This is a genomic window from Pelagibius sp. 7325 (assembly GCF_037652055.1).
GTDB lineage: Bacteria > Pseudomonadota > Alphaproteobacteria > Kiloniellales > Kiloniellaceae > Pelagibius.
Window position 1 is genome coordinate 245,784 of the sequence record NZ_JBBKAH010000003.1, and the last position, 11,974, is coordinate 257,757.

Annotated in this window: 10 protein-coding genes; 6 read left to right on the forward strand and 4 right to left on the reverse strand. The window is 67.8% G+C overall.

From position 1 onward, the window contains the following. Positions 1-81: 81 nt before the first annotated feature. Positions 82-1,680 carry an NAD(P)/FAD-dependent oxidoreductase gene (locus WDC82_RS10280; protein ID WP_340117210.1) on the reverse strand — a complete coding sequence of 533 codons (1,599 nt, stop codon included), beginning with the start codon at positions 1,678-1,680 and terminating at the stop codon, positions 82-84. A gap of 376 nt (positions 1,681-2,056) precedes the next feature. Between WDC82_RS10280 and WDC82_RS10285 the strand changes: the two genes are divergently transcribed. The 3 genes from WDC82_RS10285 to WDC82_RS10295 all read left to right on the forward strand — a co-directional run bounded on the left by WDC82_RS10285 (position 2,057) and on the right by WDC82_RS10295 (position 6,553). After that, the gene (locus WDC82_RS10285) at positions 2,057-2,956 is read left to right on the forward strand and encodes an aldose 1-epimerase (protein WP_340117211.1); all 900 of its coding nucleotides are present in this window, start codon (positions 2,057-2,059) and stop codon (positions 2,954-2,956) included. Next, a complete protein-coding gene (locus tag WDC82_RS10290; protein ID WP_340117212.1) occupies positions 2,953-4,449 on the forward strand; it encodes a hypothetical protein in 1,497 nt (498 codons plus the stop codon). The genes WDC82_RS10285 and WDC82_RS10290 overlap by 4 nt, the downstream gene beginning before the upstream one ends. 217 nt (positions 4,450-4,666) lie before the next feature. Beyond that, on the forward strand, positions 4,667-6,553 hold the full coding sequence (locus WDC82_RS10295; protein WP_340117213.1) for an SLC13 family permease: 1,887 nt from the start codon (positions 4,667-4,669) through the stop codon (positions 6,551-6,553). Here WDC82_RS10295 and WDC82_RS10300 read toward each other — a convergent pair. Beyond that, complete coding sequence (locus tag WDC82_RS10300) at positions 6,513-7,838, reverse strand: division plane positioning ATPase MipZ (RefSeq protein WP_340117214.1); 1,326 nt, start codon at positions 7,836-7,838, stop codon at positions 6,513-6,515. The genes WDC82_RS10295 and WDC82_RS10300 overlap by 41 nt on opposite strands. Positions 7,839-8,044: 206 nt before the next feature. Then, positions 8,045-8,749, reverse strand: a complete 705-nt coding sequence (locus tag WDC82_RS10305; protein ID WP_340117215.1) for a DUF3313 family protein — start codon at positions 8,747-8,749, stop codon at positions 8,045-8,047. 221 nt (positions 8,750-8,970) lie between these two features. On the opposite strand from WDC82_RS10305, the gene WDC82_RS10310 reads away from it, so the two are divergent. From WDC82_RS10310 to WDC82_RS10320, 3 genes are all read left to right on the forward strand, one after another. Continuing rightward, positions 8,971-9,408, forward strand: a complete 438-nt coding sequence (locus WDC82_RS10310; RefSeq protein ID WP_340117216.1) for a YbaN family protein — start codon at positions 8,971-8,973, stop codon at positions 9,406-9,408. A 162-nt stretch (positions 9,409-9,570) separates the two neighbouring features. Further along, a complete protein-coding gene (locus WDC82_RS10315; protein ID WP_340117217.1) occupies positions 9,571-10,815 on the forward strand; it encodes a PQQ-dependent sugar dehydrogenase in 1,245 nt (414 codons plus the stop codon). 76 nt (positions 10,816-10,891) lie between these two features. After that, a complete protein-coding gene (locus WDC82_RS10320) occupies positions 10,892-11,248 on the forward strand; it encodes a cytochrome c (RefSeq protein WP_340117218.1) in 357 nt (118 codons plus the stop codon). A 145-nt stretch (positions 11,249-11,393) separates the two neighbouring features. On the opposite strand, the gene WDC82_RS10325 is transcribed toward WDC82_RS10320, so the two are convergent. Beyond that, positions 11,394-11,918 (reverse strand): YHS domain-containing (seleno)protein, encoded by a 525-nt coding sequence (locus WDC82_RS10325; protein ID WP_340117219.1) that lies wholly within the window; start codon positions 11,916-11,918, stop codon positions 11,394-11,396. Positions 11,919-11,974: the final 56 nt, after the last annotated feature.

The following is an 11,974-nucleotide window of genomic DNA, read 5'->3' on the forward strand; positions in this document are numbered from 1 at the left end:
ACTCCCACTCAGCCGTTGACCGCCGCGGCGTAGAATAGGGGTTTTGCGCCACGATAAAAACCGCGATCTCGACGGGAGAATTCAGCGGAGATAGCGCTGCTTGTAGTAGCCGTCGAACTGCGCGGAGTCGCCGCCGGCATTGTTGAGGTAATGCAGGATATCGTCGGCCGCCCGCACGCCACTGATGTAGGCACCGTGCACTGCGAGGGGCTGGTACTTGCGGTCGTAGGCCGAGGCGACCCCTTCCCCGGCCCAGAACAGCGGCAGCGTTTCGCGCGGGTCCTTCAACGCCTCTCGGGCGTCCTTGGCCAGCATGCCGCCTGGGCGCGGGTGCGCGAAAGCGAGATAGGAGTTGCCACCCTTGGCGAAGGGGTCCTTCGACCAGTCCTGGCGCAGGTAATTGGGCCTGAACTTGCCGCCGACCGTCTCGCCGGCCAGCACCGTCTTCTGCGTCCAGCGCCGCGCGCGCCCGTAAACCTTGCCGAGCGCCGCGAAGACATGCGCGACGGCTTCCTCGTCGCTCATCGCGGCGATCTGGTCGTGGTCCTGATTCATCAGCAGGCCGGTCAGCACGTGCGGGCCCAGATGCTCTTTCGGAAACGAGGAGAAAAACGTGCGCGCCTTGCCCAGCGGATTGCTCAGCACTGTCATGTGGCCGGACGACTCGCCGCCGTCGTCGACCCACACGCGCTGCTTGAACTCCAGGCTGAACTTGGTGATCGCGCCCATGCGCACCAGGCTCAGCGCCTCGCGCTTCAGCGGCGTGAGCAGCGGACCGAAGATGGCGTCACCCTCACCGCTGTCGGGATTGAGCATGCCGACGGAGAAGGTGCAGAGGGCGCTGCGCCCGGCATAGCTTTGCCCACCCTGGGTGGTCACCACGATCCGGCCGTCGTTCCGGCGCTCGACCTTGGTCACTTTGCGCGCGGTCGAGCCTGCGCGGCTCTTCTCGATAACACCGCCGGCCGCTCTGAACTCCTCGGCAATCCTCGCCGGCAGCGTGTCGAAGCCGCACAGCCCGAAGGGCTTGGCACCGTCGTGCTCCATGCGCAGTTCCTTGCGCTCCATCAACTGGTCGACGATGGCGTCGGTCTTCAGCCCGGCGATGGAGATGACGTCGAGGGCGCCCGGCGTGTGAGCGGAGAGCGTATAGGTGAGCAGCGCAAGGCCGCGCCGCGACAGGCCGTTGCGCGCGGCATAGTCCTCGGCGAAGGTCTTTGCCGTCATGTCGGGATTAGCCTCGGCATCGAACTCCTGGATTGCCTCCAGCGCCTTGGGCAGGTCCCAGAACTCCGGCTGCACGATCACCTCGGCCAGCATCTTGGTGCGCGCCCAGGGACTGAAATACATGCGGTTGCGCGGAATCTTCAGTATCCCCATGCCGCACTTGTGCAGCGGCGAGGCGGTGAAGCCGTGCTTGCGGATCTCGCGCCAGAACTCCAGATAACGGTCCTGCTCGGCGATGTGGATGTATTCGGCGCCGCCTTCGACCGGCACCGGCTTGCCGTCCTTCTTCACGAAGTCGCGCACAGACTTCATGCGGCCGCCGATGCGGTCGGAGCCTTCCAGCAGCAGCACGCTGCAGCCCGCCTGCTGCAGGTTGCGGGCCGCGGTGACGCCGCTGATGCCGGCGCCGAGCACGATGCAGTCGTAGAGCGTGTCACTAGCGGATGTCGGCATCCTGTCGCCTCCCCTTCCGTGAGGGGGGCCGCACCCCGGGGCCCGTGCGCCTCACCAGCCGGCTTGAAAGAAACTACCTGCGATGGGTGCGCGTCGCGCCGTCTCTGGCGGGCGGAACGGCAGGCGCAGCGCATTGTCCGCCGCTTGCCTGTCGCGGCAGCCTACGCCTCTCCCGCCGTCATATCCATTGGTCCTCTGTGACTATTAAGGGGAACGCCACGACGGAGAAGGGGAGCGCAAAGCAGCCATGCGGCCGTGGCCCCTGGCACAAGCCCTTGGCAAACCCGTAGAATGGCCCTGCCGCGCCCGGGGGGCTCGGCGCCGACCGAGCAAAGCCGATCCAACGAAGCCCACTCAAAGGATGACCGGCGCCGCCATGCGCGAAAGCCCAGACCCATCCCGCATCCGTCTCAGCGACGGCCCTGCCGAGCTTGAGGTCGCCCCCGCCCAGGGCGGCTGCATCACCGCATTCCGCTGGCACACCGCCGGCGGCGGCGTCGACTGGCTGCGTCCGGCACCGCCGGGCGCCGACCTCACCCCCAACGACAGCGCCTGCTTTCCCTTGGTTCCCTACTCCAACCGCATCCGCCAGGGACGCTTCCGCTTCGCCGGGCGGGACCACCAACTCAAAGCCAACTTCGCGCCGGCGCCCCACACGATTCACGGGCACGGCTGGAAACTGCCCTGGCGCGTGATGGCGCAGGACAGCGCCAGCCTCGCTCTGTTCTACGAGCACGACGGCAGCGACTGGCCCGCGCCCTACCGCGCCGAACAACGGCTTTCGCTGCACCATGGCGCGCTCACCGTCGAACTCGCGGTGACCAATACCGGCGACACGGCAATGCCCGCGGGCCTCGGCCTGCATCCCTACTTCCCGCGCACGCCGGCCTGCCGTTTGACCGCCTCGGTCGAGGGAATGTGGGCGACCGACGCCGAGGTGATGCCGACCGAACTTCTTGACGCCAACCTGAGCGGGGGCGTCTCGCCCGACGCCACGCCGCTCGACAACGGCTTCACCGGCTTTGCCGGCCGCGCGGTCATCGACTGGCCGGAGCGCCGCGCCAGCCTCACGCTGGAGGCGGACGCGGCCTTGTCCTTCCTGGTGGTCTACACGCCCGCGGGAAAGAACTTTTTCTGCGCCGAGCCGGTCAGCCACTGCACCGATGCGGTGAATCTCGCCGCCGAGCGCGGGGACACCGGCCTGCAGGTACTGCAGCCGGGCGAGCGCTTCGCCGCGGCTGTCCGCTTCGTGCCGCGCCGGGACGCCGCTTCGTGAAACCGGCCGCCGGCGGCGCGGGGCTGAGCCGCCCGGTCGGCGAACCGAACCTGCTGCTCGGCCCCTGGCTGCTGGCGCTGAGCGGCTGCGAACTGCTGGTGCTCTTCGCCGAAGCGCCGCTGGCCGAAATGGCGAGCCACGTGCTGCTGCTGGGCGTGCCCATCATCGGCTGGCGCCGGCTGCGCCTGCGCGAGGGATACCTGCTCGCCCTCTGCGGCGCCCTGCTGGCACTCGCCTGGATCTATCAGCCTCAGCCCTGGGAACTGGCGCTGCACGGTCTCGACCGCGCCAGTTTCCTCGCTGCCTTCATCCTGCTGATGGGCCTGTTGCGCGAGGGCGGCATAACCTCGCCCGCCGTCCTGCAGTGCGGCACCTACGTGACCCAGCAGCCGCCGCAGCGGCGCTTCCTCGCCGTCTTCCTGGGCGCCCATTTCTTCTCCGTGCTGATCAATCTCGGCTCGCTCAGCCTCTTGGCACCGATCATCCAGCGCGGCGTGCGCGGCGACCACCGCCAGCGCGAAGATCTGGACGAGATCGCCCTGCTGCGCGAGCGGCGCCAGCTCACCGCGCTGCTGCGCGGCTTCGCCTGGTTCCTTCTCTGGGCGCCGACAGCGGTCACCCAGGCGATCCTGCCGACCCTCATTCCCGGCGTCGATCCCGCCCGGCTGGTGGTCACCGGCATCTGTCTGGCGGTGCTGATGCTGGCGGTCGGCTGGGCCGAGGACACCCTGCGCTGGCTCCCGCTGCGCCGCCGGCTGCGCTCCCGCGGCCGGCTGCCGCAGCGCGAAGACCTGCCTTTTCCGCACGCCGCGCTGCTGCGACTCGGGGCCGTCAGCGCCCTGCTGTTCGGCCTCACCCTGCTGTTCACCGCCTGGGGCGGCGTGCTTCTGGTGGGCGGCGTCATGCTGGCGGCGCCTATCGTGCTGCTGGTCTGGGTCTTCATGCAGCAGCAACCGCCCGGGCCGACCGTCGCGTCCGTCGCCCTGCGGCCTTGCGCCGCCGCCACGCTGCGCCGCCTCGCCGGAGTCACCGCGGTCGGCCTGCCGTCGTTCCAGCGCGAGGCGGTCTCGCTCGGCGCCGCCGGCTTCATCGGCACCCTGGCCGCCGCGCTGGTCCCGGCGGAGCAGGTGGCGAGCGTCCTCTCGGTCGCCGAGATGCCGGGCTGGGTCTTCCTCTCCCTGCTGTCGCTTACCGTGTGGTTCTTCGGCCTGGTGGCGCTCAGCCCCATCACCACCGCGGTTTTCCTCGGCAGCCTGGTGACCGAATTGGGCGCGGTGCCCGCCGATCCCACCAGCGTGGTGCTAGCGATTGCCGCCGGCACCGCGGTCTGCACCCTGGGCGCGCCCTTTGCCTCCGGCACGCTGATGCTGGCGCGCGCCTCCGGCTACAGCGGCGTCGAGCTGACCTGGAAGTGGAATCTCGCCTATACGGCGATTTCCATGGCCGTATTGGCCGGCGTCTATGCGCTGCTGACTTCGGGCATTTTCATGTAGAATGCGGGCTCAAGAAGTCCCGGGGGCGGAAAACGCCCCCTCGTTACGGCAGCAGAGCGGGCGGTCTTCCTTGCGTTCAAGCGATACGGCAGGCAACGGCAATCCCTTGCGGGGCTCTCCCTCACTTCCCTTCGCGGCCCCCGCGACCGGCCGGGCAAAGGCGGCCGTGCCGTCCCCGGCACTCGTCTTCGACCGGCGGCCCGGCTAGCTCAGTCCAATGATCGATCCCGCGCTCCTGGCGCCCTTTCAAATGGGCGTGCTCTTCCTGCTGATCGTCGTGGCGCTGACGGTGCTGGCCACCGAGGCGCTGTCCATCGAACTGACGGCGCTGGCGGTCATCGCCGCGCTGATGCTGTTCTTCCACTTCTTCCCGGTGCTGGGGCCGGGCGGCGGGGACCTGCTGGACCTGCGCCGCCTGTTCTCCGGCTTCGCCAACCCGGCGCTGATGGCCGTGCTCGCGCTGCTGGTGCTTGGCGAAGGGCTGACACGCACCGGCGTGCTCGACGACGCCGCCAACACCGTCATCCACTTCACGCGGCAGAACCGCGCCTTCGCCATCGCGCTCATGCTGGTGGTGGTGGTTGCCTTCAGCGCCGTGCTGAACAACATCCCGGTGGTGGTGCTCTTCATCCCCATCATGCAGGCGCTGACCCGGCGTTTCCGCCAGTCGCCCAGCCGCTACCTGATGCTGCTGAGCTTCGCCTCGGTGCTGGGCGGCATGACCACGCTGATCGGCTCTTCGACCAACCTCCTGGTCTCGCTGGAACTGGACGACCTCGGCGAGGAGCCTTTCGGCTTCTTCGACTTCACCATTCCCGGCCTTGTACTGGCCGGCACCGGCCTGCTCTATCTCTTCTTCGTCGCCCCGCGCCTGCTGCCGGACCGCGCGCCCCTGGCCGGCGTGGTGGAGGAGCGCAGCCGCCACTTCGTCGCCCAGATCAGCGTTCCGCCGGGCTCGCGTCTTGTCGGCCTGCGGCCTGTCGGCGGCATCTTTCCCGACCTCAAGAACATCACCGTCCTGATGATTCAGCGCGGCGAGCGCGCCATGGTGCCGCCCTTCGAGGATCTTCCCCTGGAGGCCGGTGACCTGGTCATCATCGCGGCGACCCGCCAGGCGCTGGGCGAACTTGCCAAGGGCGAGCCGGAACTGCTGCATCCCGAGCTGATGGCCAATGCCTATCGCAGCGACGGCGACGATGCGGAGGCCGACACCGGCGGTGGGCGCGCGCCCTGGACCGCGCCGGGGCAGATCCAGGCCGAGGTCATGGTGCGCCCAGAGTCCGAACTCGTCGGCCGCACGCTGGAGGAGATCGGCTTCCGCTACCGGCACCACTGCATTGTGCTGGGCATCGAGCGGCGCAGCCGCATGCTGCGCGAGCGCATCACCCGCATCCCGCTGAAGGACGGCGACGTGCTGTTGATCCAGGGCCGGCCGGAAGACATCGACCACCTGCGCGGCGAGCGCAGCGTGGTGCTGATGGAATGGTCGCGCCAGCCGCTGGTGACACCAGAGCACAAGCGCAATGCCGCGCTGATCTTCCTGGCGGTGATCGTGACCTCGTCCTTCGGCGTCGTGCCGATCGCGCTGGCAGCCTTTTGCGGCGCGACGGCAATGATCGCCGCCGGCATCCTGACGCTGAACGATGCAATCCGCGTGCTGGACCGCAAGATCGTGCTGACCATCGCCATGGCGCTGGCGCTGGGCGCGGCCATGCAGGAAACCGGCGGGGCCACCTTCCTGGCCGAGCTGCTGGAGGGTGCGATGGAAGGCGCCAAGCCGGGCCATGTCCTCTCCGCTTTCTTCCTGCTGCTGGCGCTGCTGTCCAACGTCCTGAGCACCAAGGCGACCGCGGTGCTGTTCACGCCCATCGCCGTCGATCTCGCGCATGTGCTCGGCGTGCCGGTGGAGCCCTTCGCTGTGGCGGTGATCTTCGCCTCCAACTGCTCCTTCGCCTCGCCGATCGGCTACCAGACCAACCTGGTGGTGATGACGCCGGGCAACTACCGCTTCATGGACTTCGTGAAGGTCGGCACACCGCTGATCCTGCTCGTTTGGATCGCCTTTACTCTGTTCGCCCCGTGGTACTACGGCCTGCCGCTGTAGTCACCGCATCGACCAGGTCCACGACCTCCTGGCGGGCATGCCGGAAGCTGGCGCGGCTGCCGCGCGGCAGCTCGGCCTCCGAAAGATCAAGCAGGGTGAGCCCCCGGAAGAACAGCTCACGGTAAACCACGCGCTCGCTGAAGCCGGGCTGCAGACGAAAGCCGAGGCGGCGCGCCAGGATCTCCAGCAGCCCGGCCATCTCCCGCGTGTTGCGGCTGTCCAGGGTGCGGATCCTGTTGCGCACGACGATCCAGTCGAACTCCGTCTCACCGGCGATGACGCGGCGGTCGCGCTGCTGCCAGACAAAGGTGCTGTAGGGACCCGGCGCCAGCACCTCGCGGCGCTCGACATCGATGTCGGCCAGGGCATCGATGTCGACGAAGCTGTCGTTGATCGGCGTCACCAGAACGTCGGCGAGGGCGTGCGCCGCCTGGGCCATCGGAGAGGCAAAGCCGGGCGTGTCGATCACCACCACGTCGTGATCCGCCAGCTCCGCAAGCGCCTGCCGCAGGCGGTCGCGCTCCGCCGCCCCATCCGTCTCGGCGCCGTGCGCCGTCGCCGGTTCGAGCCGGGCATAGCGCGGCACCACGAGCGGTGCGCCGCGGTCCCGCGCTGCGCTGGCGCGATTGGCGAAGAAGCGCGACAGCGTTGCCTGGCGGCTGTCGAGATCGAGGCAGGCGACCCTTGCCAACGCCGCCGTCTCCGCGCCCGCGCGCGACTCCTCAAGCGCCCCGGCAAGCCTGCCCGCAAGCCCCATGGCGAGGTGGATGGCGGTGGTCGATTTGCCGGTACCGCCCTTTTCGTTGCCGACGACGATGACACGGCCGGGCCGCGCTTCGGTGCTTTCCAGGCTGTCATGCAAGACCGGCTCGGCAGCGCCAAGGGCGGCGGCGATCTCGGCGACACGGGCGCGCACCTCCGGGCCTGCCGGGCCGTCGGCCTTGGCGACGGCCTGCGCGACGCGCATCACCAGGTCGACCGCAGCCGGATCGGCGCTCAGCTTGGTCAGGGTCGCCAAGGCGGCGTGGCGCGCCGCGGCGCCCTCCTGGCGCAGCCGCTCCAATCCGTTCTGGAAGGCTTCGATCCCCTGCCCCAGGTCGAAGTGCTGCTGCGCACGCAGCTCGTCGAGGATCTGATCGATGGTGGCCCGCCGGGCCAGGCTGACCGCCGGCTCCGCCGCCGCGATCAAGGCGGCGGCCGCAACGCAGGCTTTCAGCAAGGGCGAACCGCGCGACCACCCCTGGCCGCGCAGCATGCTGCCGGCAAGCTTGTCAAGAAAGGCCAAATCACTTCCCCCGAAGCGACCCTGGCTTCCCCTTTGCGGCCAAGCCGGGGGGCCCTGCAGGCGGCCCCTGATGCTCGGCAGACTCGGGAGAAGCCCCCGTATGCGCTAAAGTATAGCCCAGGCTGCGGTTTTCGCGAACGCTTATGGGTAACGCGGCGGCGACACGGGTTGCACGAGAGAGCCCTCCGGCGCGGATCCCGTTCGTTTCAGCCGAGGGGGGTGGGCGGCGCCACGCAGTTGTCGTGGCCCTGGAAGCGGCACAGCCGGTAGCGCACCAGCACCGCATAGGCCTCCAGATAGCGGTTCACATCGGCCCAGCTCTTGAACGAGTCGCCGTTGAAGCTGGCCTGGCCGAAATGGCGGTCGACGGTGGCGCCCAGCACCGCGCCGGTGACGGCATCGGTCCACAGCGCCTCGACCAGCAGGTCGGCGCTTGGCGTCAACGGGCTGGCCAGGGTATCCACCACGATCTGCTTTTCCGGGTCTTCCCGAGCCACCATAGCGACGGTATCCATGGCGACTTCCTCCTGGGTCACCGGCAGCAGGGCGAACTGCACGCGCACGGTGCCGCGCTGCGGTTCGGTCGACAGCAGGAAGTCTTTGCCCAACTCGCGGCCCATCAGGATGTGGAAGTTGTTCAGCAGGGTCTGACGGTCCTCCGGGCTGATGCTGCGCGGCGCCTCCAGAGGCGAGAAGAAGATGATCGGATCGATCATCACCTTGTCGAAGCTGCGCCCCTCCACCGCTTCGCTCACATACATCTGGTCCGGGGCGAATGCGCCGTCGCCGGCCTGCAACTCGGCGCGGATTTCCGGCGGCAGGATGGCGGAACTGTAGCGTCCCGCCGGCTGCAGCGCCGCGCAGGCGGCGAGCGTAAGCAGGACGGCGCTGGCGATGAACAGGCGCGGCATTGCGTTTCCCCCTTAGATCCGGACCGGCCCCTTACTGGCATTGCCGAGGCGGCCTCGCAAGACGCTGGCAAGATGCTGCGCGGGAGCCGGCTTGGCAACGCCAATAAGGCCCGGATGCGCCATCAATCCAATCTAAAGAAAGGCTTGGTAAAACGGTCGAAGCGGCCTATTTCCTGGATCGAACCGGATTCCAGCGGCCCCTACGAGATCCCAAGGCCAGCATGACCAGCCAAGCCGCCGCCCGAGACGACCGCGAAACCGCCGCCCGCCGGCGCCTGGCCTGGGCCTGGACCGGCACCGGCTACGCCTTTTTCGCCATCGGCCTCGTCGGCACCATGCTGCCGGTGCTGCCGACCACCATCTTCTGGATCATCGCCGCCGGCTGCTTCGCGAAGGGCTGCCCCGCCATGGCCCGCAAGATTTTCGCCTGGCCCGGCGTCGGGCCCGCGGTTGAGGCGTTTCTCAGTCACGGCGTCATCGCGCGCAAGGCGAAAGCCAGCGCCCTCATCGGCATGCTCATCGCCGCCGGCATCGTCGCCGTGACGCCGCTGTCCCTGGCCAGCATCCTCGTCACCGTCGCGGTGATCGCGCTGGCCGCCCTCTACGTCGCCACGCGCCCCGAAAGCCGTCCCGCCGAGAGCGACCGTCAGCCCGACTAGCCGTCCGACCCCCGGATTGGTATGACCAATGGTATGACGGGCAAACCACTTGGCGCGCCATAGTGTTAGCGGCCCCGTATCAACTATCTTCCTACTACCTGCCGTTCCGCAAACCCGTTAGGCTTTCGCCATAACAACAAGCTAACGGGAGGAAAGTCTAATATGCGAAAAGCTCTATCCCTCGTATCGCTGGCCGCCCTGATGGTGGCGACGCCGGCGCTCGCACAAAGCAATCTGGAGAAACTCGGCCAGTTCCAGACCACCGGCGTGAAGGAGTTCAAGGTCGTCGAACAGGGCGGCGACTACGCCGCCGGCATCCGCGAGAACCTGAAGCGGATCAACTTGCCGGACGGCTTCAAGATCGAGCTCTATGCCGTCGTGCCGGATGCCCGCCACATGGCGGTCGGCCCGCAGGGCATCGTCACCTTCGTCGGTACCCGCAAGACCGACGTCTGGTCGGTAACCGACCGCAACAAGGATCGCGTCGCCGACGAGGTGAAGCGCTTTGCGCCGTCGATCGACTTCTCGATCCCCAACGGGCCCTGCTTCTCGGAGGACGGCTTCCTCTACATCGCCGAGCAGAACCGTGTGCTGGTTTACCCGGCGGCCGAGTTCTTCTACGAGAGCCCCGACGTGGCGGCCTTCGAGGTCGTGCCGCAGGGCAAGCTGGTTCCGGTGTCGGAGGAAAGCTACAACCACACGGCGCGCGTCTGCAAAATCGGGCCGGACAACAAGATCTATATCTCGCTCGGTCAGCCGTTCAACGTACCCGCGCCGGAGAAGCTCGACCTCTACAGGCAGGAGGGCATCGGCGGCATCATCCGCTTGAACACCGACGGCACGGGCCGCGAAGTCTATACCTACGGCGTCCGCAACTCGGTCGGTCATGACTTCAATCCCGCCAACGGCGAGCTGTGGTTCACCGACAACCAGGTCGACGGCATGGGTGACGACATCCCGCCGGGCGAACTGAACCGCCAGACCGCCAAGGGCCAGCACTTCGGCTTCCCGTGGTACGGCGGCGGCGACGTGCGGACCAACGAGTACAGCGATTCGGAGCCGCCGGCCGACGTGGTCTTCCCGGCGGTCGCCATGCAGGCCCACGCGGCCGACCTCGGCATGGACTTCTATGAAGGCAGGCAGTTCCCGGCGAAATACCGCGGCGGCATTTTCTCGGCCCAGCACGGCTCGTGGAACCGCACCACCCCGGTTGGGGCGCGGGTGATGTTCACGGCGGTCAACGAGGACGGCTCGGTCGGAGAGACGGAGGTTTTTGCCGACGGCTGGATCGATGAGAACGGCGAGTACCTCGGGCGGCCGGTCGACATCGCCGAGCTGCGCGACGGCTCTATCCTGGTGTCCGACGATCTCGCCGGCGCCATCTACCGCATCTCCTACGGCCAGTAAGCCGCGGGAACCCAAGGCAACGGCGGCCGGTTCAACCCGGCCGCCGTTCTTGTTCACGCAAGGAAGAACGTTTCCGATGACTGCGACGACGACTCGCTTGCCGGCAACGGCCTTCGCGGCCCTCGCCATCGCCTGCCTTACCGTCACGACACTCACATCCAGCGCCTGGGCGGCCGACGCCGCCGCCGGGCGCCAGAAGGCGAAGAAATGCCAGACTTGCCACGGCATCGACGGCATCGCGAAGATTCCCATCGCCCCGCATATCGCCGGCGAGAACCGGATCTACCTGGAAACCCAGCTGAAGGCTTTTCGCTCCGGCAAGCGCGAGCACGAGATCATGTCGGTGGTCGCCAAGGATCTCAGCGATGCGGACATCGCCGACCTTTCGGCCTGGTATGCCTCGATCAAGATCACCGCGACCATGCCGGAGTAGCGGTCGCTCCGCTCCATACCCAACGAGAAACGGCATGCGGTGTCGGGGAAACACCGCATGCCGTCAGGCCGCCCGCCCAGGGCGGGCTTCCGAGACCAGAGGCGGAGCCGGTCTCCAGGTCCTTGCTGGACTAGGCTGTCGGACGTTATTGGGCGCCCAGGGTGACGCCCGCCGGCGGCGCAGCCTCGAGCTGCGCGTCGGCGAGGGGGCGGATGCGCGGCCAGTTGTTCTCCGCGCCGCGCAGGAAGCCCGGAACGTTCGTCTTCCACTTGGCCTGAACGTCCTTGTTGAGGTTCAGGTACAGCTTGTCGTCGACGATCGCCCAGGCCGTCGGATCGCCATCGAACTTGCGGCCCATGGCGGTGCCAAAAGCGCAGAAGCCGCCGTACTGCGGGGCATACCTGGCCGGCGCGGCAACGAAGGCATCGCGGTGAGCGGCACTGGTGAAGCGGTAGGTAGCGCCGTCGTACGCGGCGGTAAAGCGATCGTTACCCGCCACCGGCTTGCCCTCGGTGAAGTAGGCCACCACGTCGTAGCCGTGGACGGCATATCCATCGACGATGTTCACTTCCTCGACCGCCGCGGCGGCTTCGGTCATCGCCGGCACCACGGCGACGGCGAGGGACGCCGACAACAGGGCGCTACGAAAAGCTTTGATCATATTCGACATGACGTTTCACTCCAAAATGAACTCGGTTTCTCTCGGGCGGCGCGCGCCGGCCCTTG